At 64.2% G+C, this 24,673-nt stretch carries 26 protein-coding genes; 3 read left to right on the top strand and 23 right to left on the bottom strand.

Annotated elements, in window-relative coordinates; genetic code table 11:
* Positions 1–63: 63 nt before the first annotated feature.
* The 20 genes from HGO92_RS15090 to ffh all read right to left on the bottom strand — a co-directional run bounded on the left by HGO92_RS15090 (position 64) and on the right by ffh (position 16,345).
* A complete protein-coding gene (locus HGO92_RS15090; RefSeq protein WP_169996212.1) occupies positions 64–567 on the bottom strand; it encodes a DUF3145 domain-containing protein in 504 nt (167 codons plus the stop codon).
* Between the two features lie 205 nt (positions 568–772).
* Positions 773–1,726, bottom strand: a complete 954-nt coding sequence (locus tag HGO92_RS15085) for a tyrosine recombinase XerC (RefSeq protein WP_169996279.1) — start codon at positions 1,724–1,726, stop codon at positions 773–775.
* Positions 1,727–1,814: 88 nt separating this feature from the next.
* Positions 1,815–3,020, bottom strand: a complete 1,206-nt coding sequence (locus HGO92_RS15080; RefSeq protein ID WP_169996210.1) for a DNA-processing protein DprA — start codon at positions 3,018–3,020, stop codon at positions 1,815–1,817.
* Positions 3,017–4,564: a YifB family Mg chelatase-like AAA ATPase gene (locus tag HGO92_RS15075; RefSeq protein WP_169996208.1), complete on the bottom strand. Its 1,548-nt coding sequence runs from the start codon at positions 4,562–4,564 to the stop codon at positions 3,017–3,019. Before HGO92_RS15075 ends, HGO92_RS15080 begins: the two co-directional genes overlap by 4 nt.
* Positions 4,564–4,920, bottom strand: coding sequence for a YraN family protein (locus tag HGO92_RS15070; protein WP_169996206.1), 357 nt, complete (start codon positions 4,918–4,920; stop codon positions 4,564–4,566). Before HGO92_RS15070 ends, HGO92_RS15075 begins: the two co-directional genes overlap by 1 nt.
* A 131-nt stretch (positions 4,921–5,051) precedes the next feature.
* On the bottom strand, positions 5,052–5,378 hold the full coding sequence (locus HGO92_RS15065) for a DUF2469 domain-containing protein (protein ID WP_074702055.1): 327 nt from the start codon (positions 5,376–5,378) through the stop codon (positions 5,052–5,054).
* Positions 5,379–5,467: 89 nt separating this feature from the next.
* A complete protein-coding gene (gene rnhB / locus HGO92_RS15060) occupies positions 5,468–6,181 on the bottom strand; it encodes a ribonuclease HII (protein ID WP_169996205.1) in 714 nt (237 codons plus the stop codon).
* Positions 6,178–6,933 carry a signal peptidase I gene (gene lepB, locus HGO92_RS15055; RefSeq protein ID WP_169996203.1) on the bottom strand — a complete coding sequence of 252 codons (756 nt, stop codon included), beginning with the start codon at positions 6,931–6,933 and terminating at the stop codon, positions 6,178–6,180. The genes rnhB and lepB (HGO92_RS15055) overlap by 4 nt, the downstream gene beginning before the upstream one ends.
* Before the next feature lie 2 nt (positions 6,934–6,935).
* The gene (gene lepB / locus HGO92_RS15050; RefSeq protein WP_346768972.1) at positions 6,936–7,562 is read right to left on the bottom strand and encodes a signal peptidase I; all 627 of its coding nucleotides are present in this window, start codon (positions 7,560–7,562) and stop codon (positions 6,936–6,938) included.
* Between the two features lie 119 nt (positions 7,563–7,681).
* On the bottom strand, positions 7,682–8,041 hold the full coding sequence (rplS, locus tag HGO92_RS15045) for a 50S ribosomal protein L19 (RefSeq protein ID WP_169996201.1): 360 nt from the start codon (positions 8,039–8,041) through the stop codon (positions 7,682–7,684).
* A gap of 233 nt (positions 8,042–8,274) precedes the next feature.
* Positions 8,275–9,066: a tRNA (guanosine(37)-N1)-methyltransferase TrmD gene (trmD, locus tag HGO92_RS15040; protein ID WP_169996199.1), complete on the bottom strand. Its 792-nt coding sequence runs from the start codon at positions 9,064–9,066 to the stop codon at positions 8,275–8,277.
* The gene (rimM, locus tag HGO92_RS15035; protein WP_169996197.1) at positions 9,067–9,615 is read right to left on the bottom strand and encodes a ribosome maturation factor RimM; all 549 of its coding nucleotides are present in this window, start codon (positions 9,613–9,615) and stop codon (positions 9,067–9,069) included.
* Between the two features lie 111 nt (positions 9,616–9,726).
* On the bottom strand, positions 9,727–9,969 hold the full coding sequence (locus HGO92_RS15030; protein WP_169996195.1) for an RNA-binding protein: 243 nt from the start codon (positions 9,967–9,969) through the stop codon (positions 9,727–9,729).
* The gene (rpsP, locus tag HGO92_RS23795; RefSeq protein ID WP_169996193.1) at positions 9,970–10,410 is read right to left on the bottom strand and encodes a 30S ribosomal protein S16; all 441 of its coding nucleotides are present in this window, start codon (positions 10,408–10,410) and stop codon (positions 9,970–9,972) included. It abuts the gene before it with no gap.
* 200 nt (positions 10,411–10,610) lie between these two features.
* On the bottom strand, positions 10,611–10,877 hold the full coding sequence (locus tag HGO92_RS23790; RefSeq protein WP_240974656.1) for a hypothetical protein: 267 nt from the start codon (positions 10,875–10,877) through the stop codon (positions 10,611–10,613).
* A gap of 297 nt (positions 10,878–11,174) precedes the next feature.
* Positions 11,175–12,062 carry a VOC family protein gene (locus tag HGO92_RS15015; RefSeq protein ID WP_169996191.1) on the bottom strand — a complete coding sequence of 296 codons (888 nt, stop codon included), beginning with the start codon at positions 12,060–12,062 and terminating at the stop codon, positions 11,175–11,177.
* 98 nt (positions 12,063–12,160) lie between these two features.
* Positions 12,161–13,390, bottom strand: coding sequence for a hypothetical protein (locus tag HGO92_RS15010; RefSeq protein ID WP_169996189.1), 1,230 nt, complete (start codon positions 13,388–13,390; stop codon positions 12,161–12,163).
* A gap of 23 nt (positions 13,391–13,413) precedes the next feature.
* Positions 13,414–14,124: an alpha/beta fold hydrolase gene (locus HGO92_RS15005; protein ID WP_169996186.1), complete on the bottom strand. Its 711-nt coding sequence runs from the start codon at positions 14,122–14,124 to the stop codon at positions 13,414–13,416.
* Positions 14,125–14,133: 9 nt separating this feature from the next.
* A complete protein-coding gene (locus HGO92_RS15000; RefSeq protein WP_169996184.1) occupies positions 14,134–14,667 on the bottom strand; it encodes an NUDIX hydrolase in 534 nt (177 codons plus the stop codon).
* A 91-nt stretch (positions 14,668–14,758) separates the two neighbouring features.
* Positions 14,759–16,345, bottom strand: a complete 1,587-nt coding sequence (gene ffh, locus HGO92_RS14995) for a signal recognition particle protein (RefSeq protein WP_169996182.1) — start codon at positions 16,343–16,345, stop codon at positions 14,759–14,761.
* Between the two features lie 242 nt (positions 16,346–16,587).
* Here ffh and HGO92_RS14990 point away from each other — a divergent pair, with 242 nt between their 5' ends.
* Entirely contained in the window at positions 16,588–18,000 is a 1,413-nt protein-coding gene (locus HGO92_RS14990) for a glucose-6-phosphate dehydrogenase (protein WP_169996275.1), read from the top strand.
* Between the two features lie 100 nt (positions 18,001–18,100).
* Here the strand turns inward: HGO92_RS14990 and HGO92_RS14985 are convergent, their stop codons facing one another.
* Together HGO92_RS14985 and HGO92_RS14980 are read right to left on the bottom strand one after the other, a co-directional pair.
* Positions 18,101–18,439 carry a P-II family nitrogen regulator gene (locus HGO92_RS14985; protein ID WP_139005359.1) on the bottom strand — a complete coding sequence of 113 codons (339 nt, stop codon included), beginning with the start codon at positions 18,437–18,439 and terminating at the stop codon, positions 18,101–18,103.
* On the bottom strand, positions 18,436–19,734 hold the full coding sequence (locus HGO92_RS14980) for an ammonium transporter (protein ID WP_169996180.1): 1,299 nt from the start codon (positions 19,732–19,734) through the stop codon (positions 18,436–18,438). Before HGO92_RS14980 ends, HGO92_RS14985 begins: the two co-directional genes overlap by 4 nt.
* Positions 19,735–19,911: 177 nt before the next feature.
* Between HGO92_RS14980 and HGO92_RS14975 the strand changes: the two genes are divergently transcribed.
* On the top strand, positions 19,912–21,192 hold the full coding sequence (locus tag HGO92_RS14975) for an MFS transporter (protein ID WP_169996178.1): 1,281 nt from the start codon (positions 19,912–19,914) through the stop codon (positions 21,190–21,192).
* 331 nt (positions 21,193–21,523) lie between these two features.
* Complete coding sequence (locus tag HGO92_RS23785; protein WP_240974655.1) at positions 21,524–23,254, top strand: HNH endonuclease; 1,731 nt, start codon at positions 21,524–21,526, stop codon at positions 23,252–23,254.
* Between the two features lie 130 nt (positions 23,255–23,384).
* Here HGO92_RS23785 and ftsY read toward each other — a convergent pair whose 3' ends face one another.
* Positions 23,385–24,590, bottom strand: a complete 1,206-nt coding sequence (gene ftsY, locus HGO92_RS14960; RefSeq protein WP_169996176.1) for a signal recognition particle-docking protein FtsY — start codon at positions 24,588–24,590, stop codon at positions 23,385–23,387.
* Positions 24,591–24,673: the final 83 nt, after the last annotated feature.

Here is a 24,673-nt window from a genome sequence, read left to right as displayed (position 1 = left end):
GCTGAGAAGCCTCTCCTTTGCTTTGCTGTTGGATGAGCGGCGAAGACGTTTAGTGCAGAAGTGTCAGCCGACCTGATGAAGCCACCGGACGGGCGCGCCCTCGGCTGCGTGCCGGAAGGGTTCCAGCTCTTCATCCCAAGCCTCGCCCAGCGCCAAGGAGAGCTCATGGTAAACAGCCGCCGGATCACCGGCGCCCGTCTCGTAGGCATAGCGGATGCGGTCTTCTGAAACCATGATGTTGCCGTGGACATCTGTTGCCGCGTGAAATATGCCCAGTTCGGGTGTGTGCGACCAACGGCCCCCGTCCACGCCGAGGCTCGGCTCTTCGGTCACCTCATAACGCAGGTGAGCCCAGCCGCGCAAGGCGGACGCCAGCATAGAACCTGTCCCCTGTGGACCGAGCCACGAGAGTTCGGCCCGGAACATTCCGGGCGCAGCAGGTTGAGGGGTCCAGTCAAGATCCGTTCGCTTGTCCACGACGGATCCGACGGCCCACTCGATGTGGGGGCATAGCGCTGTAGGCGCCGAATGCACAAACAGCACACCACGCGTCATCACAACAGACATCCCATCCTCCAATTTGCTGTAGGTACGTCTTCCCCAACGACCTTCAGCCCACGGATAGTTATCTGATTCCGACGCTGCTATTGCTCAGGTTGATTCGACGATACATCTATTAGTATTTCGTCAACCCGATGGATTATGTGACTCATTCTGCCGTATGTCCGGGAATTCCGCCAGCGTAACTACCAAGTTGCCATTCTCGTTCGCACTAGGCACGCGGATGCGCCTGCTTATAGCTGGCTCGCAGGCGATCCACCGAGACATGCGTATAGATCTGTGTAGTCGCCAGGGACTCATGGCCAAGAATCTCCTGGACGGCACGGAGGTCCGCGCCACCGTCGAGCAGATGGGTAGCGGTGCTGTGGCGCAATGCGTGCGGGCTGGTGGCCGCAGTGTCGCCGAGTCCGGCAAACAGGCGTGCGGAAACGTCCCGCACCTGCCGCTGGTCGATCCGCTTTCCCCGGCGGCCTAGAAACAGCGCCGGACCGCTGGCATCCGTCGCCAGCGCTCCCCTCCCGCGGCGAAGCCAGTCATCCAATGCGGTAGCAGCAGGAACACCATAGGGGACTGCGCGTTCTTTATTGCCCTTACCCAGCACGCGTACCAGCCTGCGGTCCTGGTCAAGGTCGTCAACGTCCAGTCCGGACAACTCCCCAACACGAATTCCGGTGGCGTAGAGGAGTTCGATCAACGCCCGATCACGCAGCGGAACAGGCTGCCCCTCGGCTGCTTCCGAAGCCAGCGTCGAGAACAGCTGTTCCACCTGGCGCCGCTGCAGGACGTGGGGCAGCGTCCGTTGGCGTTTGGGAGCCTGCAACCGCACTGCAGGATCGCTTGCGATGAGCTCTTCGCGGAGGGCCCATGCGGTAAAAACTCGGGCGGACGCGGCACGGCGGGCGATGCTGGACCGGGCCCGGCCGTCGGCATTCATGCTGCCCAGCCAGGCACGTAAAGTCAGCAGACTGAGTCCGCTTAAATCCGCTATGGAGTTGCCCGCTGCGAAGTTGAAGAGCTGTTGGAGGTCCGCCAGATAGGCACGGGTGGTGTGTTCCGAATGGGCACGTTCGGCAGTCAGATACTTTTCAAACCCGTTGAACGCCGAGCTGAAGCTTTCCGGCCAAGGCCTGTTAGAAGCTGCTTCCGACGTCTCACGAGCATTCATCGTTCCACTGTCCTCGATCCCGGTCTCGAACTCAAGACGCCACACGTAGGCTTCCTGCAGGACTTAGGAGCCTACGACCGCCCAGCGTTCAGCCCCGCCGTTGCCGCCGCCAACCGGACGAATCCTGCTGGGCGAGAGACATGATTTCCAGCCGCCCGAGCCCCGCCAGTACCGTCCTCATCGGCAATCCGGCTACAGCCGAAAGCTTCTCGACCGTGGTTCCCTGCCTCACGGGCAGTGCGTCCAGCAGGAGCAGATCCTCCACGCTGAGGCCATCGTGGTCGGAGAGCGGCGCCTGTTGCTCTGCGGCCGCCCCTGCATCGAGGGGCCCCGCCAATTCAGCGACTTCAGCAGCGTCGGTAACGCAGACTGCGCTGCCGTCACGCAAGAGTCGGTGCGTGCCTGCCGAGTTCGCCGAGTAAATGGATCCCGGCACTGCGCCGACCGGACGGCCCAGTCCTGCAGCGTGGTGCGCCGTGTTCAGCGCTCCCGAGCGCCACCGGGCTTCTACGACTACCGTGGTACCGGCCAGTGCGGCGATCAATCGGTTGCGCTGGAGGAACCGCCAGCGAGTGGGCGCGGCGCCTGGCGGCAGTTCGGAGAGCAGAAGACCGCGGCTGGCCACCGTGCGGAGCAGTTCCTCATTCCCCGCCGGATAGTAGCGGTCCAGCCCGCACGCCATGATCGCGACGGTGGCTGGCCAATGCCCTGGCTCTGCGGCTGCCAGGGCGGAACGGTGCGCCTGGGCATCGATGCCGTAGGCACCGCCGGAAGCCACGCAGTAGCCCTTCTGCGTCAGGCCTGCGGCCAGGTCGCCTGTAGCAGAGTTGCCGTAGTTCGTGCTGTCCCTTGATCCAACCAGGGCTACCGTGCGTTCTGCTGGGGGAATTCCGTTCGAGTGTTGCCCGCGGCTCCAAAGGCACAGCGGTTCTGCGAGCTCCAGATCAGCCAGTGCCACTGGCCAGGACTCATCGCCTGGCACCAGAACGGCCCCACCAAGGCGCTCGATCGTGGCCAGGTCCCGATCCGGGTCCAGGTCCTTAATGCGCGGATGCCAGCGCTGAAGAGCCTCGGAAAGCATTCCCTGTTGGCTGCGTGACTGCTCCCGGTTCAGCAGGCGGTAGAGCTCAGCCTGCAGCTCCGGTCCCGGTTTCACCTCGCCTGTCGCGATACGCAGCCCATCCAAGGCGCCGACGGCCGCGACAAGGGCGAGTCCCACCCAGTCCGAAGGCTCCATGAGCCGTGATAAGGCCGCCCGCGCCCTGCGGTCGGCGGCCTGTGTAGTCGTCCTCATGTCGCACCTACCTGTTGACGGAAAGCCAGCGCCGCGCAGACGCAGTCTCGATCGGGAACCGCCAGACCGGCCAGATCGGCCATGGTCCAGGCCACCCTGAGCACCCGGGCATAGCCCCGGCCAGTCAGCACATCGCGCTCCATGGCCTTGTCGAGGTCTACTGTTGCCGTGCGCGAAAGCCGCAGTTCGGTCTTGAGCAGCTCGGCCGAAACCTCCGAGTTCAGTTCGCGGCCCCAACGCCCCAACCGCTCTCGTTGAGCCTTCCTGGCTTCGCGCACGCGCGCCGCGACGGTCCGGCTCGCTTCCTGCTCCGCCGCACCGGCCATGTCGGCGAGCGACAGCCGGTTGAGCCGCAGCTGAAGATCTATGCGGTCTATCAGGGGTTTGGATAACTTGCCGAAGTACCGGCGGCGTTGCACGGGCGTGCAACTGCACTCCAGCCCTTTGCCGCTGGCCATCCCGCAGGGACAGGGATTGGCTGCCAGCACCAGCTGGAAGCGGGCGGGATAGGCGGCCGTGCCCGTTGCCCGGTGGAGCACCAGGTTCCCGCTCTCCAGCGGCTGCCGCAGCGCATCCAGTACCGCGCGATCATATTCCGGTGCCTCGTCGAGGAAGAGGACGCCGCGGTGTGCTCTGGACGCAGCACCGGGACGCGGGACTCCGGAACCGCCGCCGATGATGGATGCAGTGGTGGCCGTGTGATGCGGGTTCTCGAATGGCGGACGCCGCAACAACTGGGTCAAATGCGCGGCAGTGTTGCTCAATGAATGAACCGCGGTGACCTCCATGGCGTGGTGGTCCGGCAGGTCCGGCAGCAGACCAGGCAAGCGCTCTGCCAGCATCGTCTTGCCCGCCCCGGGCGGCCCGACGAGCATGACATGGTGCCCGCCGGCGGCCGCAACCTCCATGGCAGTCCTGGCTTCGTGCTGGCCTGCGATATCTGCCATGTCGGGTTCGCGGCAGTCCCCGGTGGCTGGGCTCTCGCGTCCGGTCGGAGCTTCCTCTGCATCACCCACCGGGAGCAGCAGGGGGACCGGATCCGCCCCATAGGCAAGGAGCAGTTCAGCCAGCGTTCCATAACTCCGGACCTTGACGCCGGGGACCAGTTCCGCTTCCGCGCGGTTGGCCGCCGCCACGACGACTTCGGGGTGGCCGTCATCAACTGCTGCCATGACGGCCGGCAATACTCCCCGGATGGGCCTTAGCCTGCCGTCAAGCCCCAGTTCGGAGAGGAACACGGTTCCGCCGCTTGGCCGGACATCCCCGGATGCCTGCAAGGCGGACATCAGGATTGCCAGATCGAAGCCGGAACCTTTTTTCGGTAACGAAGCCGGGATCAGGTTCACGGTGATTTTGCGCCGACTCAGTGGAATTCCGGCGTTCTTCGCCGCTGCCTTAATCCGGTCCTTCGCCTCATTCAGCGACGCGTCCGGCAAGCCGAGGAGGACAAATGCCGGGAGCGTCTGGCCTATGTCGGCTTCGACCTCGACCATGTGTCCTGACAAGCCGACCAATGCCACGGAGAAGGTTCTGCCCAGTCCCATCAGCCCACGGCCTTCACGTGCTCAATGACCGGAGGAGTCTGCCCGTCGTGGAGAATGGCAACAGCATCGATACGGTAGCCGGTGCCCGACATGCCGTGCGCCCGCAGCCATTGCAGGGTCAGGATCTGCAGTCGCTGGACCTTGGCAGGCGTAATCGCCTCAAGAGGATGCCCGTAGTCCGGACTTCGCCGCGTTTTGACCTCCGAAACGACAACTGTTGCCCCTTCCAGAGCAACGATGTCGAGCTCCCCCGTGCCGGAACGCCAATTGCGGTCCACGACCCGCTGCCCGGCCCGTTCCAAATACCTGGCAGCCAGGTCTTCGCCGTCTTTGCCCAGTTTGTCTTTGGCTCTCATACCCCCAGCGTGGCGGCACGGATGGCAATGGCACAGGGAGCCTGGCACTTATGTGGACGTTGCTCCGGGCCGTGATTGCTGTGCAGGGAAAGTGCAAAATCCACCGGGCCGTCCGCGGGCGGGGGAAAACGCTAGTTACCGAGGTCTGCGTCCTTGGGCAGCGTCAGGTCATCGGTCTTGGTCAGCTCTTCGATGTTCACGTCCTTGAACGTCAGCACGCGGACCTTTTTGACGAAACGTGCCGAGCGGTAAATATCCCAGACCCAGGCATCCTGCAGGGTCAGGTCGAAGTAGATCTCGCCATCGGCCGAACGGGCCTGCAGATCAACATGGTTGGCCAGGTAGAACCGCCGCTCGGTCTCCACAACGTAGCTGAACAGACCCGCAACGTCGCGGTATTCGCGGTAGAGCTGCAGCTCCATGTCCGTTTCATAGTTCTCAAGATCTTCGGCGCTCATGCCACCATCTTCTCGCAGTTCGGTTAGGTCTGTGTTCCCCGCCGTATTTCGGTCCTCAGGGGAGGCGATAATCGCGGGTGAAGAACCGGTTAGAGCGGTCCTGCTCCGCTCAGTTCAACGGCTGCCATGGCCGGGCTGTCCGGCGTCAGCCGCCAGCTCTGCCTGTGCTGGCTTGAAGGTCCCTTGTCCAGAATGGCCGCCCGGTGGCTGCCGGTAGCGTAGCCCTTGTTGGCCTCCCAGCCATACGCAGGGTAGTCATCGGCGAGCTTTATCATCATTGCGTCGCGTTCCACCTTTGCCAGGACACTGGCGGCGGCCACGCTAAGGCACTGCAAATCGGCTTTGATCTTCGTGTGCACAGGCGCGTCACACCCGGCACCGTCGGATACCTCGAAGAGCGATGCCTGCGGCTGTGCCGAGAGCCAGTCATAGTTACCGTCCAGGATCACGACATCCGGCCGGGCTATGGCAAGAACCTGCAGCCAGGCGCGGGTTCCGGCCAGGCGCAGCGCGGCCATCAGCCCCATGCTGTCAATTTCAGCAGGAGAGGCGTGGCCAACGCCGTAGGCGTTGGCCCAGGTCCGGATCACCGGCACGAGTGCTTCACGGTCCGGCGCGCTGAGCAGTTTGCTGTCGCGCACACCTTTGAGCGCCTTGGCAGTGGTGGCGTCGATCAGGACCATGCCCACGCTGACGGGGCCGGCCAAGGCTCCACGGCCAACTTCATCCGCACCGGCAATCAGCCGGTGGCCCTGCGCCTTGAATGAACGCTCGAAGCGCAGATGCGGGTCCTTCGGCGTCATCGGCTGGCCCCTTGTGCCGGTGCGGTTTCCTCCACGGACCCCGATTCCTGACCGGGGTTCCCTTCGTCCGGCGCCGGGACAGCGTCGAATACCTCCGGATAGCTGCCCAGCACACTCATCCGGCCCAACGGCCAGGCGATCACGGCTGCCCTGCCTTCCACTGCATCGATGTCTATGAAGCCGCCGGATTCCTCGTCGCGGTGTTCGCGGGAATCGGCCGAGTGGTTACGGTTATCCCCCATGACCCAGATTTTACCCTCGGGAACAACGACGTCGAAGGGCTGGCGGGCATTGTCGGATTCCGGATGCAGGTACGGTTCGTCGAGCGGATATCCGTTCACGGTAATCCGTCCGTCTGCGTCGCAGCAGACCACGCGGTCCCCGCTGACACCAATCACGCGCTTGACCAGATGCTGCTGCGAGCTATCGGGCAGCAGCCCAACAAAAGTAAGGGCCTGCTGGAACCAGCCATCGTCGTCGTTCGATTCCGCCGGAGGCAGCCAACTGAGGTCGTCCTGGAAGACAACAACGTCCCCGCGGTTGAGGCTGAACGGCTCAGGCACCAGCAGATTGACGAAAATGCGGTCGTTGACTTCCAAGGTGTTTTCCATGGAAGTAGACGGAATATAGAAGGCCCGGAACAGGAAGGTCTTGATCAGGAACGACAACAACAGGGCTACCGCCACGATGACCGCGATTTCGCGCAGCCACGCCAGAACCGGGTTTTTCCGTTTATCTGCCGCCTGCTCCATGTTCACTTTCCTTTGTCCGTTTCGGGATCGGTGCCAAGAGCGGTCCGCTCCAGCGGACCGGACCGCTCCAGCGGCCAGACGATTTCCATCGGCCTGCCGATTACCCTTTCCAAGGGAACCATACCCCCGCCGGGCGCACCCAGCAGTACACGCGAATCAGCTGAGATTGCCCGGTGGTCCCCCATCAACCACAACCTATCGTGCGGCACTTCAACGGCGAATTCCTGTTCGCTGGGGGCATCTCCGGGATACACATAGTCTTCAGTAACCGCTTCCCCATTGATCACCAGCCGGCCGTCCGGGGCACAGCATTCCACCATGTCGCCGGGAAGTCCGATGACCCGCTTGACGTAAACCGTATCGCTGCCGATGAGTCCAAACCATTGCCCCAGCCCCAGCAGCGCGTCGACATAGGCGGGGTTGCCGCTGTCGAAGGGCGCAAAGGAGCCGCGGCCGTCGAAAACCACCAAGTCGCCCCGCTCGATGGGTCCAAAGGCATAATCAGTTCGGGAGACCAGTACCCGGTCGCCGGTATCCAGCAGTGGCTCCATCGAATCCGACGGGATGTAGTAGACGTCGATCAGGGTAGCGCGGACCACTGCGCTGAGCACGATTGCTGCGGCGAGCACAGCTAAGACAAAACGCCAGCCCGGGAATCCGGACCGGCGTTTTGCATGTTCCCCGGACGAGGCCCGGGGAACTGGAATTTCTTGCACCACTTAGTTCAAGCTGCCCTAAGGAAGGGAGGCTACTTGGCAGTGCTGAAGTCGCGCTTTTCCTTGATCTTGGCAGCCTTGCCGTGGCGGTCGCGCATGTAGTACAGCTTGGCACGGCGCACGTCACCCTTGGTCAGGACTTCGATCTTGTCGATGATCGGAGAGTGAACCGGGAAGGTACGCTCCACGCCGACGCCGAAGGAAACCTTGCGGACGGTGAACGTCTCGCGGATGCCGTCGCCCTGGCGGCCCATCACGAAGCCCTGGAAGACCTGAACACGGGCGTTCTTGCCTTCGATGATGTTGACGTGAACCTTGACGGTGTCGCCGGCGCGGAATTCGGGAACGTCGCTGCGCAGTGAAGCGGCGTCTACTGAATCGAGGATGTGCATTGGTATCACTCCTGGTGAACGCCACAGGTCATCCACTTTGGTCACGGCATGAGGGTCCGGCACGCGGCAGGACGATCAATACCGAAAGTTCTGTTAGACCGGCGCGTCCGGAAATGGCACGCCGGTGTGTCTGGCTGTTGGCTCCACGCCCCCTGTGGCAGGCGCAAACCCAGCAAACACAAGTCTTTATATTGCCACACCGCAGCGGGCACCGCCAATTCAGCGGGCTTGGGTCAGCCGCTGGTTGGGCGCAACGCGATGCCGGTAGCCGAAACGGTGTAGCCCGCACTGTCGAGCAAGGCCTTGTCCGCCTTGTCCAGCGTGCCGGGGTCCAGCCGGGCAATCAGGTCCGGACGGCGCCGGAGAGTCCGCAGCAGTTGCTCATCGCGGCGGAACCGGGCGATCTTGGCGTGGTTGCCGCTGAGCAGTACCTCTGGGACGGCCTTGTCCCGCCACTGCGAAGGCTTTGTGTAGACGGGATATTCGAGCAGGCCGTCGGAGTGGGATTCCTCGACCAGGGATTCGGGGTTGCCCACGACACCCGGAATCAGTCGCCCGATGGCCTCCACCATGGCCAGCACGGCAACCTCGCCGCCGTTGAGGACATAGTCACCCAGGCTCATCGGGCGGACGGTGAATCTTTCCGCGGCCCAGTCCAGCACACGCTCGTCAATGCCTTCGTACCGGCCACAGGCGAAGACCAGATGCTCTTCCTCCGCGAGCTCATGGGCGGCCGCCTGCGTGAAAACTTCTCCGGCCGGTGACGGCACGATCAGCACGGGACGTTGGGGCCCTTCCGCGGGCAGCAATGATTCGAGGGCCTCCGCCCAAGGTTCGGGTTTCATCACCATGCCTGCACCGCCGCCGTACGGTGTGTCGTCCACCGTGCGGTGTTTGTCCGTCGTGAACTCCCGCAGGTCGTGCACGTCCAGTTGCAGCAGACCGTCCTGGCGTGCCTTGCCGATCAGGGAAAGTTCCAGGGCAGCCAGATACTCGGGAAAAATGCTAACGACGTCGATGCGCACTTAGCGCTCCCCCTCGCCGTCGTCGGGGGTGCTTTGGCTCTCGGCCGAGTTGAGCTCGAAAAGACCTGCGGGCGGGGTGACGCGGATGAAGCCGGCCTCGACGTCGACTTCCGGGACAATCTGTTCCACGAAGGGAACCAGGACTTCGTCGCCGTTGGCTGCGGTGACGACCAGGAGGTCCTGGGCGGGAAGCGTATTCAAGGCGGCGACCTTGCCGACTTCCTGCTCATCCACCAGCACACGCAGGCCGACCAACTCGTGTTCGTACCAGGCGTCTTCATCGTCGTCGACATCTTCCGTATTAACGAACAGCTGGGCGCCGCGGAGCTCCTCGGCCCCGTTCCGGTCCGCCACTTCCGCAAAGCCCAGCAGGAGGATGTCCTTGTTCCAACGAGCCGATTCAACCGTCAGCGGCCCCAGACTCGCCGGCTCAACGACAAAGGACGCGCCGGGAACGAAGCGTTCCTCGGGCGCATCGGTCATCACCTGGACAGTGACCTCGCCTCGAATGCCGTGGGGTTTGCCAATCCGCGCAATCTGGACCTGCATGGAATCTCCTGTCGAACTACGTCTGAGGGTCGAAAATCGGGGCACAAAAACATCCGGCCCTACACCATTATCTGGTGCGGGGCCGGATGCGATAACTGATGTGAAGCGTGCTCAGCGGCGGCGGTCAGTATCCACTACGTCCACGCGGACCTGCTCGCCACCCGCAAGTGCGGCAATGACGGTGCGCAGTGCGCGTGCAGTGCGGCCCTGACGGCCGATGACGCGACCCAAATCGTCCTGGTGGACCCGCACCTCAATAATGTCTGAGCGGCGGTTGGTCTTCACCATGACCTTGACGTCCTCGGGACTGTCAACGATGCCACGGACCAGGTGTTCGAGCGCTTCAGCCAGCATTTACTCAGCCTTTGCGGTTTCGTCGGCAGACGCTTCAGCCGGTGCTTCTGCAGCGGCTTCGTCGGCGGCCTCTTCCTTCTTGGCCTTCGGGGTGATGGCCTCCGGGATGATCACGGACTCCTTCTCGGGAGCAGCGAAAGCTTCCTTGGGAGCCTTGGTCTTGAGCGTGCCTTCCTGGCCCTCAATACCCTTGAACTTCTGCCAGTCACCGGTGATCTTGAGCAGGGCGGAAACCTGTTCGGACGGCTGGGCACCTACGCCGAGCCAGTACTGTGCACGGTCGGACTTGATGTCGATGTACGACGGCTCTTCGGTGGGGCGGTACAGCCCGATCTCCTCGATGGCACGGCCGTCGCGCTTGGCGCGGGCATCCATGACAACGATTCGGTAGTGGGCTGAGAACTTCTTGCCGAAGCGCTTAAGGCGAATCTTTACGGCCACTTTAGTGGTCACTCCTGGTTCTGAAAATGGGCGAACCCGTATGTCTGCACCCGTGGGGCGGGCCGTGGTTGGGGTTCAAAGGACAAGACACTTGCACGGAGAGAGGGGCCGCGCAGATCGAGTACCTGTCTATTGTGCCAGATACAACCCAATCCGCGCGACTCGGCTCCCCCGACTGTGCGAGCGGCCATGAATGCCGGTCAGACGGACTCGGTACCGCTCCAGACGTAGAGCTGCTGGCGGCCGTCTTCCGAGGCATCCGCAGCGAGTTCGCCGATGCGCTTCACCGACTCCACCGCTGCGTCGCCGCTGAGCGGCATGTCCTCTTCGGAAGCCCACGCGGCGGCGACGTCGGGCAGCACGGGGGCACCGTCGTCGGACGTTTCGGCCAGCAGGTCGGCCAAGGCGCGGACCATCGATTCCGGCGCGACGTAGGACGTAGAGGGTCTCGCTGGCGACGTCGGCAATGGCAAGTTCGTCCTCGCCGACGGAATGGACTGCCTGCCCTGCCAGCTGGCCCAGCCGTTCGATTTCCCAATCCGTGATGCCATTGATCCGCGTGTGCGGAGCATCCGGAACTTCCACCTGGGCTCCGCCTTCGCCAACAGCCTCCAGCGCCTTATCAAGTGCGGCGGCGCGCTGCACCGCCGCGTCGTGGGTGGCCACAAAAACTTCAGTAATTCCGGACATAGCGCCTCCGCCTCGGATTGGATGCATTTGGTTTCACCCTATCCTGCGCGGGGCCGCGGCCAAACTGCGCAGGATCAGGAGACGGCGACGCGCAGCTGGTTGCGCCAGGGATCCTCAAACCGAAGCTCGGCACCGGTGTGATGATGGCTGACGCCGGCACTCCCCAGCCGCTGGGCCAGGGCGCCGACCTCGTCCTCGTTCGGAACATGGATCAGCACCTCCCCCAGGCCCAGGGTGTCCTTGCGCGGGCCGGCGCCACGGCTGTTCCACACGTTCATCGCCATATGGTGGTGGTAGCCGCCGGCGGAGACAAACAACGCCTGGCCATGCCAGCCGGCCGTGCGCTCGAATCCGAGCGTGTTGACGTAGAACTGCTCCGCCACCGAGGTGTCGCCAACCTGCAGGTGGACGTGGCCGATGGCCGCGCCAGCGTCGTGCTGCTTGCGGACGGAGTCCTCGGTGAGGTGGTTCTGCAGGTAGGACTGGGGGTTCAAGGCCAGGCTGTCCATGTGGACCTCCTTGCCTGTGGCGGTCTCATTCCATTCCCACTGCTCACGGGGCCGGTCATAGTACAGCTCAATGCCGTTGCCTTCGGGATCGGTGAAGTAGAAGGCTTCGCTCACCAAGTGATCGGCGCTGCCGACGAAACGCGTGGGGTCGGTTTGGGCCGCAGAGGCGACAGTCGCGGCAAGGTCCGACCGGTTGTCGAACAGGAATGCGGTATGAAACAGCCCTGCTTCGCCGCGCGACGGCAGCTGGAGTCCGGCGGCGGGCGCCAGGTGGACCAGCGGCGTGGTGCCGCGGCCCAGATACACACCGCCGAGCCCTTCTGCAACAGGATCCAAGCCCAGCGCGTTCTGGTAGTACTTGGTCATGTTCGTCATGTCCCCCACCTTGAGCATTACGGTGCCCATGGTGAGGTCGCCTGCCAACAGATCCTGGTTTTTTGCTTGAAAGTTCATGTATATAAGAATACTTGAACCTTCATGTTAATTCCAGTCCCAGTGGCCTGCGGTCCGGCTACTGCATCAACCTGACGCGGCTGTGCCCCTGTCCAGGATCAGCGGCGGCGGTTCCGCCGGGACTTGAGGAAGCTGTAGAAAACGAGTTCGCCCGCCGCCTCGGTGACCAGCGACAGCGCTCCCGCGCGCATGATTCCGTTGCGAGGGCTTCGGTGCCGGGCCGCGGCCCGGAAGAGTACTGCTGCGGCGCCGGCTGCAACGGCCGCGCTTCCGGCCAGCAGCTCCGGGTGCGCCAGCACGGTCCGGTGCCATTTGGCGAAGGGAGAATGTCCGGAGGTGGGAGTAGCGATGACTTCGAGCAAGGCCTTGGCCATCGGCAGCGGGGGCATCACGGTGACCGGCTGACCCACGGCAGCCACCGGCGCTTCGGCCAGCCGGCCGGCCAGTTCCGGCAGCCCCAGGGCCACCGCTGTCCGGGCCAGGACCTCGCCATCCTCCGGCCCCTGCATCAGGTCCCTGAGCCGGGACTCCGCCTCGGCATCCAGATCGAGGGCTTGGGCGATGCCGGCGGTGCTCGGCTCCGTGGATCGGACCAATGTTCCGAGCAATCGCAGGGTTTCTGCCGAGGCCTTATCGGTGGTTGCGAACGGCTTGGGCTGCGGCTGCCATGCGTGCCACAAGTTGTTGCTCGGGTCGTTCACAGCACCGGGAAGCCAAACTTCAACGGCCCGCAGTCCGTCCAGATTCATTAACGCGACCAATGGCTTGGTTTCGGCCGGCCAGTTGTAGAGCCCGGGCGCGGCTTCCCCTTCCACAACCACCACAGAGCGGCCCGGCACGGTTTTGTCGTCCAGCACCTGGAGTTCGACGCGGTTCAGCGTTCCAAACATGATCAGATCTTCGTGGCGCATATTCCCCACGAGCACAGTGCGCAGCACCATTGGATCTTCTACATCCGTCCCACCGGATTCTCCCAGCTCAGGCTCCTCGGCCAGCCGGAACGCGGCCTCCGCTGCCGGGGCTTGGTAGCTGAAGCCATCCACGTCCGCTGCCGCGCCGAGGGCCAGCGAGAAACTTTGGGCCAGCATGCGGTAGTCGGGGCCGGGAGCGGCTTCGCCGCCCTGATCCAGGACAGCGACGCGTCCGGCAGCATTTCGGGCGAGCAGCATTTCGATGACTGTTTGGCCCGCCTCCGGCTGGCCTGCCGCGAAAGCACCGAGCAGCGAACGGTCCGTGATCTCTTGCATCAGGGCCGCTACACCAGCCTCGTCCAGTGGCCAGGGCCACCAAAGTTCACCGGTTATGGGCTCCCACACAGATTCACTCATGGCATCAACGCTAGCAAGTCCCGCTAGCAGTGCTGTCCAGCGGCCAGGAAGTCGACCAACAACCCATGACCTTCCGGCGTGTCCTGTGGGCGGTGGTTGTTGGCGGCATGGCGATGTACCGCACCAGTGGTAGCCAGATATTCCGCGACCTCTTCATACAGCGGCTCCCAGCCGCCGGTCACGACGAGGGTGCGGACGCCGGGAACAATGTGCAGCGGGGCGGTCCAGGGCGGATCCTGCAGCCGGAGCCGACTGGCCTGCAGGCGGTCCCCGGCCGAGGCCAGAGGCTTCGCCGCCGTGCCAAGGACGAGGCGCGAGAATTCACGATGATACTGCTCGTCGTCCAGCTCATCCCTTGCCGCAAACAGAGGCTCCAGCCGCTTCCGATGTGCCTTTGTTGCCGGCAGGTCCGCAGTCAGCGACAAACACGCAGGTTCGAACAGGGTCAGGGAGGCCACCAGTTCCGGCCGTTCCACCGCCGCCATCATCGCCGCAACGGCCCCTTGGGAATGCGCGACGAGATGGCCGCCGTCGCCGAGGTTTTCCACGACTATTTGCATATCTGCCCCGAAATCCGTCCGCACTGGAGCGGTATCCGGCGCGAAACCGTGCCGCCGGACAAACAGGCAGTCGTAGGCGCTGGCGAGACGGTGCTGGTACGGCCACGCGGCGATGCCGAAGCGACCGGTTCCGTGTACAAAGACCACACGGGGCTTGGGGCTGCTGCGCTGCATAAGGGCAGTCTAGGATCCGGAGCTGACTGTATTGTCGAAGTCCGGAAGCAGTTCGCGTGGCGGCACGTCCCGCTGGACCGTATCGATCCGCTGGCCATCACGCAGCTCAAGCACCGAGAGCAGCTCATGGGCGTCGAGGGCGGCTTTCAGCTGGGCCGCCTGGGGACGGCCCAGTCCGGCCAGCGCCAGGTCCGCCGCGAGGAACTCGGCTTGTCCGCCTGCCACGGCGGCGAGCGAACCGCCGTCGTAGGTTCCGCCGTCGTAAATAAAAGTAATGGCTTCCGCCGGGAAGGCCGGCGTCTGTTGGTAATCAATAGCCAGAATGCGCCCCAGCGGCAGCGACAGCGAGGTTGCCTGCAGAACGCGTCCGGCCGTTGAGCGCGGGTCCTCCCCCGATTTCACCATCCCGGCCGGCAATGATGCATGGCCGTCGGCATCGGGGCTGAGCAGAATGGAACCGCTGACGGTGCGTACCACCACCGCCACGTTGGCAGGGCGCTTCCATTGGGAACCATAGAATCCACTCAGATCGTGCCTGCTCACAAAAGCCCTTCGTAGAAGCCCCAACTCTTACCAGGATGCCGAACGGTATGCTCCTGTGGTCCGGCCGGTGCCGGCGCGGACCACGGCGAGCCTACTTGCCCAGGAACTTTTCGAACCCCTTGGGCAGGTTCAGTGCGGACGGATCGAAGTCTTCCTGCTGCTGGCCGAAAGCTGCGCCGGTGGGCAACGCCTTTTTGGCGTTGGCGCGGCGTTCCTCGGCTTCCCGCAGTTCCTGTGCGGCCTTGGCCGGATTTCCCGAACGAGCCTTCTTCTTGCCCTTCGAGACCTGCTTGCCCTTACGGGCGCCGCCGCTGAAGCCGCCCGGTCCGGCCATGCCGGGCATCCCCGGGATGCCGCCGCCCTGGGCCATCTTCTTCATCATCTTCTGGGCCTGGCCAAACCGCTCCAGCAGGCCGTTGACCTCGGAGACGTGGACGCCGGATCCCTTGGCGATACGGGCGCGGCGGGAGCCGTTGATGATCTTCGGTGCGACCCGCTCGTGCGGGGTCATGGAGCGGACAATGGCCTCGACGCGGTCGATCTCGCGCTCGTCGAAGTTCTCCAGCTGCTGGCGCATGCCGGCGGCGCCGGGCATCATCATCAGCATCTTCTTCATCGATCCCATCTTGCGGATCTGCTGCATCTGCGCGAGGAAGTCATCGAGCGTGAAGTCTTCCTGGTCGGCGAACTTCTGCGCCATGCGCTCGGCTTCGCCCTTGTCCCAGGACTTCTCCGCCTGCTCGATCAGGGAGAGGATGTCGCCCATGTCCAGGATGCGGTTGGCCATCCGGTCCGGGTGGAAGATTTCGAAATCGTCCAGGCTCTCACCGGTGGAGGCAAACATGACCGGCTTGCCCGTCACGGACGCGACGGAGAGCGCGGCGCCGCCGCGGGCATCGCCGTCGAGCTTTGAAAGCACGACGCCGGTGAAGTTTACGCCTTCGTTGAACGCCTGGGCGGTGTTGACCGCGTCCTGGCCGATCATGGCGTCGATGACGAAGAGGACCTCGTCCGGGTTGATGGCTGCGCGGATGTCCGCGGCCTGCTGCATCATTTCCGTGTCCACACCCAGGCGGCCGGCGGTGTCCACAATGACAACGTCGTGCAGTTTCTGGCGGGCTTCCTCGACACCCTGGCGGGCGACGGCGACCGGATCGCCCGTGGCTGATTCAAATTCCGACTGCACACCCGGGTGGGGTGCGAAGACCGGTACACCGGCGCGCTGACCGTTGACCTGCAGCTGGGTGACGGCATTGGGCCGCTGGAGGTCCGCGGCGACCAGCAGCGGGCTGTGGCCCTGTCCCTTCAGCCACTTGGACAGTTTTCCGGCGAGCGTGGTCTTACCGGCACCCTGCAGACCAGCCAGCATGATCACGGTGGGCGGGTTCTTGGCCAGGCGGATGCGCCGGGTCTCGCCGCCCAGGATGTTGACAAGTTCGTCGTTGACGATCTTGACGACCTGCTGGCCCGGGTTCAGCGCACCGGAGACTTCCTCGCCGAGCGCACGTTCCTTAACATGCGCGGCGAATTCACGCACCACCGGTACGGCGACGTCCGCGTCCAGCAGGGCACGCCGGATCTCGCGGACAGTGGCGTCGACATCCGCCTCCGTGAGACGTCCCTTGCCGCGCAGATTCTTGAAGGTCGAGGCCAACCGGTCAGAGAGTGAATTGAACACGCGCCGTGTACTTCTTTCGTCGATCTAGGCTCACAGTCCCCGGCCGCGCCGGAGTTCAACTATCTAGGGTAGCAACTGCGGGCGGGCAATGTCCCAATTTCCGGACGACGACGGCGACCGGACCACTTGATGGCAGCGAACCGGCGACATCGGGCGCCATAGGTGGCAAGGTAGGAAAGGTGACTGCCGAACAGACCTCAACCGGGACAGAATCCGCAGAAACCACCCGCGGAGACTTGGAAATCCGGACCTTGCTCATTTTGGGCGCTTCCGGGGACCTGACCGGACGGCTGCTGCTGCCCGGACTCGGAAAGCTCATTGCCCAAGGGCGGACCCAGGGCCTGAGCCTTGTGGGCGCAGGATCCGATGACTGGGACCAGGACCGGTGGCGCGAACGCGTCGACGAAGCCTTCGGGTCCTGCACTCAGGGAGCCAACGACGCCGGCCTGCGGGAATTGCGCAAAGTACAGGAAAACACCGAGTACCACATGGTGGACGTGACAGCCCAAGGGGCTCTGGCGGAACTGCTCAGCTCGGTCAACGGACCGGCAGCGGTCTATTTCGCTTTACCGCCGGCCGTCAGCCAGCAGGCCTGCGAGATCCTCAAGCCCGAGGACGTGCCCGAAGGCACGCGCTTGGTGATGGAGAAGCCCTTCGGCTCCAGCCGGGTCTCGGCTGCCTCACTGAACGAGACGCTGCTGCGGCTGGTCCCCGAGGACCACATCCACCGGGTGGACCACTTCCTGGGCAAAGCCACTGTGTTCAACATCCTGGGCCTGCGCTTTGCCAACCGGTTGCTCGAGCCGCTGTTCAGCAATGAGCATGTGCAGAAGGTCGAAATCTTTTACGACGAGTCCCTGGCATTGGAAGGACGGGCACGGTACTACGACAAGGCCGGTGCCTTGCGGGACATGATCCAGAGCCATTTGCTGCAGATCATGGCGCTCACCGCGCTGAACGCCCCCGCAACGCTGCACGAACGCGACCTTCGCGACCACATCGGCAGCGTTCTGCGCGCCAGTTCGGTCAAACCGGACTTCGCCAAAAGCACGCGACGTGCCCGGTACACGGCCGGTGACGTGGACGGACGGAAAATCCCCGACTACGTGGCCGAAGAGGGGATCGATCCCGCGCGGAACACGGAGACGCTGGCGGAGATCGAGGTCTCGATCAACAACAGCCGCTGGACCGGGGTTCCGTTTATCCTGCGTTCGGGCAAAGCGTTGGGCAAGAAGCAGAAGGAAGCCATTGTCACCTTCAAACCCGTTAACCATCTGCCCACCGGGTTTAAGGGCGTGGATGCACCCACGCGCCTGCGGATCGGTTTCGGCCCCGACACCCTCAGGCTGGAGATCGATGTCAACGGACCGGGCGACATCTTCACGCTCGACCGCGAGGTGATGGAGACCAACCTGCACTCCGCAGATCTCTTGCCGTATGGGGAAGTGCTGGACGGCATCCTGACCGGGGACCCGATGCTCTCGGTCCGCGGGGACATCGCGGAGGATTGCTGGCGGATTGTCGAGCCGGTCCTGAAAGCATGGGAGGCCAACGAAGTGCCGCTGGAGGAGTACGCTGCAGGATCGAGCGGACCGGCTGGCTGGGAAACATCGAGGGACGATACGCCGATGCGGACCGTGGACGCCGAGGCCTGAGCGGAGGGCAGCGGATCACACAAAGCTGCACCTCCGAAAGCCGGATCCGATGATTCGATTCCAGCTCCCGGAGGTGCAGTGAGCGCCCTCTGCTGTCCGGCTAGATTGCGGCTTCCCCGCGCTCGCCGGTGCGCACCCGCACGGCTTCCTCGACGTCGATAAGCCATACTTTGCCGTCGCCGGCCCGTCCGGTGTTGGCCGTGGCAACCAGGACATCGACGATGTCGTTGGCCCATTCGTTCGCGACCAGGACCTCCACTCGCACCTTCTGCAGCAGATCAACGGTGTACTCAGCGCCGCGGTACACCTCGGTGTGGCCCCGCTGGCGGCCGTAGCCGCTGGCCTGGCTGACCGTGAGTCCCTGCACCCCGTAACTTTCCAGGCTGCCGCGGACCTCGTCGAGCTTCTCGGGACGGATGATAGCGGTAACCAGTTTCATGCCTTGACCTCTTCCTTGATGTGCGCGCTGCGGTCCGTTGCCGGATGCGGCACAAAAGTGCCTCCGGTGCCCAGCCCGCCGAACTCGTACGCGGTTTCGGCGTGCTGCGTCAGGTCCACGCCTATGACCTCCTGGTCCTCGGTGACGCGGAAGCCAATCGTCTTGTGCACTGCCAGCCCGATGACAATCGTCATGATCGCGGTGAACGCGACGGATACAACCGCTGCCACCGTCTGGGCGCCTAGCTGGCCGGGACCGCCGCCGTAGAACAGTCCGCCGACGACCCCGTCCGCTGGGAGGGCAAGGAAGCCAAGTGCCAGCGTGCCGACCAGTCCGGCGACGAGGTGGACGCCGACGACATCCAGGGAGTCGTCATAGCCGAACTTGTACTTCAGCCCCACAGCGAGGGCCGCCAGCGCACCGGCAACGATGCCTAGACCGATGGCGCCGAGGGGAGAGACATTCGCGCAGGCCGGGGTGATCGCAACCAGGCCGGAGACGACGCCGGAAGCCGCGCCCAGGGAAGTCGGCCGACCATCACGGATGCGCTCGACGACGAGCCAGGCGAGCATCGCGGCACCGGGCGCCACCATGGTGTTGACCCAGATGAGCCCCGCTTCCTCCGCAGTACCGGCGGCGCCACCGTTGAAGCCGAACCAGCCGAACCACAGCAGCGCAGCACCGAGCATAACGAACGGGATGTTGTGCGGACGCTGGGCCGGGTCCTTGCCGAACCCTTTGCGCTTGCCCAGGATCAGGGCCAGGATCAGGCCAGCAATGCCGGCATTAATGTGGACCACAGTGCCACCGGCGAAGTCAATGGCCTCCCCGGCCCAGGCGCCGACAGCACCTTCTGCACTCAGGAGGCCGCCGCCCCACACCATAAAAGCCAGGGGGCAGTACACCAGAGTGACCCACACTGGCACAAAGACAGCCCAGGCGCCGAACTTCGCGCGGTCGGCGATGGCGCCGGAAATGAGTGCCACGGTGATGATCGCGAAGGTAGCTCCGTAGCCGGCGCCAATCAGGTCCTCCGTGTTCAGCAGCGTCTGCATGCCGAATGCCGCGAACGGGTTGCCGAAGAGCTGGCCGATCCCCTCGCCGCCGCTCATGGAGTAACCCCACAGGACCCAGACGACGGCGACCAGGCCGATGGAAATGAAGCTCATCATCATCATGTTGAGGGCGGCTTTTGCTCGGGTCATGCCGCCATAGAAGAATGCAAGGCCTGGCGTCATGAGCAGCACCAGTGCCGCGGAAATCATCACCCAGACGTGACCTGCTGACAGATCCATTTTCGCGTCCTCTCGTCCGAGGCGGGCCCATCCCGCATCTGGTTTCCAGATTGCCGGTCGATTGTTTCCGCGGATTCGGCACTTCGTTTCAGGGGCGTTACAAGGACGAGGCCACCGTAAATCCGGTGTCACGACCATGTTTCAGTCATGTTTCGCAGCACGGATAGGCTTGATGCCATGCCCCTCTTCCGCCGCTTGGCCCGTTCCTCGGCCGAGCCCGCCCGCGCCCGGTCGGCACGCCCGCGCCCCACACCTATCCCCCGCGACATCAAAGTGCTGGTGGCAGCCGCCTTCGTAATCGCACTGGGTTACGGCCTCGTGGCTCCGGTACTGCCGCAGTTTGCGGCGAGTTTTGACGTTGGCGTCGCGGCTGCGTCCATCATTGTCAGTGTCTTCGCCTTCACCCGGCTGATCTTCGCCCCGGCGGGCGGGGCGCTCGTGGGCCGTTGGGGTGAACGACGGGTCTATCTCACCGGCCTGCTGATCGTTGCCGCCTCCACGGGTGCCTGTGCCTTGGCGCAGGGCTACTGGCAGTTGCTGCTGTTCCGAGGGCTCGGCGGCGTGGGCTCCACGATGTTCACCGTTTCCGCCACCGCGCTGATCCTCCGGCTCGCGCCACCCGACAGCCGTGGACGCGTTTCAGGCCTCTACGCTGCAACATTCCTGATGGGCGGCATCCTTGGGCCGGTTGTGGGCGGTCTGTTGGCCGGTCTCGGCCTGCGCGTTCCCTTCGTGGTGTACGCCGTCGCACTTCTGGTGGCTGCCGCCGTCGTCGCTCTCATGCTGAAGAAGCCCGACCGCAGCTCCACAGACGGCACGGACTCCCCCATTCAGCCGATGCCGTTGAGCGAAGCGATGAAGGATCCGGGGTACAGGGCCGCCATCGCCTCTGCCTTCGCCAATGGCTGGGCCACGTTTGGTGTCCGCATGTCGCTGATTCCGCTCTTTGCGGGTGCCGTCCTAGGCGCAGGGCCGGAAACTGCCGGACTGGCCCTGGCAGTGTTTGCCGTGGGCAACGCGCTGGCGCTGACGTTTTCGGGCAAGCTCTCGGACACCTTAGGACGCCGGCCGATGGTGATTTCCGGACTTGCCGTTGCAGGGCTGGCGATCGCCGCCATCGGTTTTACCGACTCGGTCCCGGTATTCGTCGCCGTGTCCGTGATCGCCGGTTTCGGATCAGGCCTGCTTGGACCCGCCCAGCAGGCAGCGGTGGCGGACATCATCGGCAATCAACGCAGCGGCGGAAAAGTCCTCGCTGTGTTCCAAATGTCTACAGACGCCGGCGCCATCGTCGGGCCCGTCCTCGCTGGCGCCCTGGCGGACAGGCTGGACTATGGCTGGGCCTTCGCAGTCACCGGCTGCGTGACCATCCTCGCTGCCCTGTTCTGGCTGTTTTTCGGCCGGGAAACCCTCGCCGTCCAGCAATCGGAACCTTCCGCCGACGGATCCCGCTCCTAATTTCCGCTGCTTGAAGCAAGGACGCCAGAACCGTCTCTGGCTGCTGGCGTCCCGCGTCCGGCGTCCGGCTTCCGGCCTCCGGCCTCCGGCGAGGATCCCATCTGCCTAGAAGCTGAGCCCCAAGTTGAACTTAAAGATTCAAGTAAATGGCGTCGCGAACGGTTTCTGGCTTGGCCTGTCCAAGCGTTTCTGAACGCTGACTTAGACCCACTCCGCGGACGGGAAAGCGACCGGGAGTCGAGCAATTCCACAACAACCGCTCAAGACGGTGGTTCTCCACAGCCTGGAATACGTCTTGTGTCCTCCATCACATCACAGTAGAATCGAAAGTATGTTCGAGTCAGTCGTTCCGGCGGAGATGGATCCGGTTAAGCCGGTTCCCGGTGATCCGGGTGCTGTACTGGTCCGGGCCGCGATCCTGGAACTGGCGAACATGGACCAGGACGTCGCCGAGGGCGTGCGGATCGACCGGATCACCGCATTGGAGGAACTTAAAGCCGCCGCGGCTGCCGCGCAGGCGCGGGAGACGGAGGCGTTTGTTGCCTCCCGCCACCAGACCCGCGCTGCCGCGGGGGTCGCGGCGGAGAAGCGGGGCCGGGGCCTGGCCAAGGAGATCGGCCTGGCACGCAAGGACTCCCCGAACCGGGGCGGTAAGCACCTGGGCATGGCGACCACGTTGATTCGGGAGATGCCGCACACGTATGCGGCGTTGGCGGAGGGCCGGCTGAACGAGTGGCGGGCGACCATCCTGGTCCGCGAGACCGCGTGCCTGAGCGTGGAAGACCGGGCCAAGGTTGACCGGGAATTGTGTGCTGATCCGAAAACACTGCGAGGGTGCGGGGATAAACGGATCGGGGCGCTGGCGAAGCAGGCCGCGCTGCGGCTGGATCCGCTGTCGGTGGTCCGCCGGGCTGCGAAAGCCGAAACGGAACGGCATGTCTCCTGCCGTCCGGCGCCGGACACCATGGCCCAGGTGAGCTGCCTGCTGCCGGTGGTGCAGGGCGTGGCCGTCCACGCGGCCCTGGCCAAGGAGGCCGACCGGTTGAAGGCGCAGGGTGATGAACGTGGCCGGGGGCAGTTGATGGCCGACATCCTCGTCGAGCGTGTCACCGGCCAGCCCGCGGAGAATCCCGCAAAAATCGAGGTGCAGTTGGTCATGACTGACCGCACCCTGTTCCAGGGCGATTCCGAACCGGCGCATCTGGCCGGGTACGGCATCGTCCCCGCCCAGTGGGCTCGCGACCTGCTCCGCACCGACGACACCGACACCGAGAACGGGAACGGGAACGCTGGCAAGGACGCCTCCGCCGCCGGTAGCCCGATGAAGGGCGCCGCTGGGAACGGCGGCACAGATCATCCTGCGGTCGGCAATCCGATAAAGGGCGCCGACGAAGACAAGATCGTTACCCGCGCAGCGGATGCCGGCAACGGAGACGGCGCTGCCGGTTCCGGCCCGCCAGACACAGCCGAACCCATACCGGCCAACGATGCAGGTGCCGACACCGCAAACACCGCAGACACCGGAACCACCGGAACCACTGGAGCCGCCGGTTCGGAGACCGGGCCCCCAGGTTCCAAGCGAAGAGCCTCCGGCGAAGACGTAGATGTGGAAGTGTGGGTGCGCCGACTGTACACCGCGCCGGGCACCGGACAACTGCTCGGCATGGATTCGCGGGCGCGGTTAATGCCGGCCGGAATGCAACGCATGATCCAGGCCAGGGACCAGCTCTGCCGCACGCCGTGGTGCGACGCACCGATCCGCCACCACGACCACGTCGTGCCCTGGCGCGACGCCGGGCAGACCAGCGAGATCAACGGGCAAGGGCTATGTGAAGCGTGTAACCTGGCGAAAGAAACCGACGGCTGGCACGCCCAAAGGGTCCCCGGTCCGCGGCACACCGTCGAAACAACCACCCCGACCGGACACACCTACCAATCCACCGCACCAGCGCTACCCGGCACGCCACCAGCGACGGAGCAACCGGACGAGACACTGGAGCCGCTCTCAGTCTTCGAGCAGGCCCTCGGCCGCATCGACTTCATCTACCGCCAAGCAGCCTGACAAGATTTAGGAATCGGCCAATACACGTGCCCTAAATACGCCGAAGGGCGGACGTGATCTCACGTCCGCCCTTCGGCTTCGGTCATCGAAGTGTCCCATCGGCAACCGCCCGCAGGACGATTGAGCGCCCCTAGTTCAGGAGGGCATCCACAAAAGCTTCGGCTTCGAACGGAGCCAGATCGTCCGCGCCTTCACCGAGGCCGATCAGCTTGACCGGAACGCCGAGGCTACGCTGAATAGCGACGACGATTCCGCCCTTGGCAGTTCCGTCCAGCTTGGTCAGCACAATGCCCGTGATATTAACGACCTCGGAGAAGACCTTGGCCTGGTTCAGTCCATTCTGTCCGGTGGTGGCATCCAGAACCAACAGGACCTCGTCAACCATCGCCTGCTTCTCGATGACGCGCTTGACCTTGCCGAGCTCGTCCATCAGGCCCACCTTGTTCTGCAGGCGGCCGGCCGTATCAATCATGACGACGTCGACTTCCTGGTCGATGCCGGCCTTCACTGCTTCGAAGGCGACGGACGCCGGGTCCGCACCATCGACGTCGGACTTTACGGTAGGTACACCCACGCGCTGGCCCCAGGTTGCCAACTGCTCGGCTGCCGCGGCACGGAAGGTATCCGCCGCGCCCAGTAGCACATCCTTGTCTTCGGCGACCAGCACGCGGGCCAGCTTGCCAACAGTGGTGGTCTTGCCCACGCCGTTGACGCCTACCACCATGACGATAGATGGGCGGTCCGCATGACGCTCGACGGCCAACGAACGGTCCATTTCGGGGTCAACGAGCTTGATGAGTTCTTCGCGCAGCATCGCCTTGACGTGCTCAGGGTCCTGGCTGCCAGCGACCTTGACGCGGTCGCGCAGGGCGTCGACCAGCTCCATCGTTGGCTCGGTGCCGAGGTCCGCCATTAGGAGGGTTTCCTCGATTTCGTCCCAGACGTCCTCGTCGATCTTGTCCCGGGAGAGCAGCGCCAGCAGGCCCTTACCCAGGGCGTTGTTGGACTTGATCAGGCGGGCACGCAGGCGGGCCAGCCTGCCCTCAACCGGAGCAGGGGTCTCGACCGGTACCGTCTCGATGCCCGCCGCATCATCGGCAACTTCGACGTCGGTCTCGGGCAGTTCCTCTTCGGGAACCGCAACACGGGGTTCGGCCGGCGCAGGTGGCGCTTCCAACGTATCGGTACCGCCGCCGCGCACCGGGTCGTTGGCGTCCCGAGTGGTGGGGTAGGTTCCCGGAGGAGTCTTGCGGCCCTTGACCAGGAGGATGGCAACCGTACCGATCACGGCGATCGCGATGACAGCGTATATAAGGATCATGGTTACGTCGTTCACAATCCCTAGCTTCTCACAGCCCCTACCTTCGGACGCACGGCCGCAGGCAGGACAAGAACCGGAGCTGGGCGAATCCGGCGTGC

Origin of the sequence: Crystallibacter degradans (assembly GCF_012952295.1) — a bacterium.
Classification (GTDB): Bacteria; Actinomycetota; Actinomycetes; order Actinomycetales; family Micrococcaceae; genus Crystallibacter; species Crystallibacter degradans.
The sequence above is the reverse complement of the archived record's forward strand: the minus strand, read 5'-3'. Positions and strand labels throughout refer to the sequence as shown.

What these genes read in the sequence shown, in the direction of transcription:
- lepB (WP_169996203.1), bottom strand. Translation starts at nt 6,933, where the DNA reads ATGGAGCAGGCGGCAGATAAACGGAAAAACCCGGTTCTGGCGTGGCTG.
- HGO92_RS15075 (WP_169996208.1), bottom strand. Translation starts at nt 4,564, where the DNA reads ATGGGACTGGGCAGAACCTTCTCCGTGGCATTGGTCGGCTTGTCAGGA.
- HGO92_RS15030 (WP_169996195.1), bottom strand. Translation starts at nt 9,969, where the DNA reads ATGCTGGCTGAAGCGCTCGAACACCTGGTCCGTGGCATCGTTGACAGT.
- rplS (WP_169996201.1), bottom strand. Translation starts at nt 8,041, where the DNA reads ATGCACATCCTCGATTCAGTAGACGCCGCTTCACTGCGCAGCGACGTT.
- rnhB (WP_169996205.1), bottom strand. Translation starts at nt 6,181, where the DNA reads ATGACGCCGAAGGACCCGCATCTGCGCTTCGAGCGTTCATTCAAGGCG.
- HGO92_RS15090 (WP_169996212.1), bottom strand. Translation starts at nt 567, where the DNA reads ATGTCTGTTGTGATGACGCGTGGTGTGCTGTTTGTGCATTCGGCGCCT.
- HGO92_RS15070 (WP_169996206.1), bottom strand. Translation starts at nt 4,920, where the DNA reads ATGAGAGCCAAAGACAAACTGGGCAAAGACGGCGAAGACCTGGCTGCC.
- rimM (WP_169996197.1), bottom strand. Translation starts at nt 9,615, where the DNA reads ATGCAGGTCCAGATTGCGCGGATTGGCAAACCCCACGGCATTCGAGGC.
- HGO92_RS15005 (WP_169996186.1), bottom strand. Translation starts at nt 14,124, where the DNA reads ATGCAGCGCAGCAGCCCCAAGCCCCGTGTGGTCTTTGTACACGGAACC.
- HGO92_RS15080 (WP_169996210.1), bottom strand. Translation starts at nt 3,020, where the DNA reads ATGAGGACGACTACACAGGCCGCCGACCGCAGGGCGCGGGCGGCCTTA.
- HGO92_RS15015 (WP_169996191.1), bottom strand. Translation starts at nt 12,062, where the DNA reads ATGAACTTTCAAGCAAAAAACCAGGATCTGTTGGCAGGCGACCTCACC.
- HGO92_RS14980 (WP_169996180.1), bottom strand. Translation starts at nt 19,734, where the DNA reads ATGGATCTGTCAGCAGGTCACGTCTGGGTGATGATTTCCGCGGCACTG.
- HGO92_RS23785 (WP_240974655.1), top strand. Translation starts at nt 21,524, where the DNA reads ATGTTCGAGTCAGTCGTTCCGGCGGAGATGGATCCGGTTAAGCCGGTT.
- HGO92_RS15010 (WP_169996189.1), bottom strand. Translation starts at nt 13,390, where the DNA reads ATGAGTGAATCTGTGTGGGAGCCCATAACCGGTGAACTTTGGTGGCCC.
- HGO92_RS15085 (WP_169996279.1), bottom strand. Translation starts at nt 1,726, where the DNA reads ATGAATGCTCGTGAGACGTCGGAAGCAGCTTCTAACAGGCCTTGGCCG.
- HGO92_RS15065 (WP_074702055.1), bottom strand. Translation starts at nt 5,378, where the DNA reads ATGAGCGCCGAAGATCTTGAGAACTATGAAACGGACATGGAGCTGCAG.
- HGO92_RS14985 (WP_139005359.1), bottom strand. Translation starts at nt 18,439, where the DNA reads ATGAAACTGGTTACCGCTATCATCCGTCCCGAGAAGCTCGACGAGGTC.
- HGO92_RS14975 (WP_169996178.1), top strand. Translation starts at nt 19,912, where the DNA reads ATGCCCCTCTTCCGCCGCTTGGCCCGTTCCTCGGCCGAGCCCGCCCGC.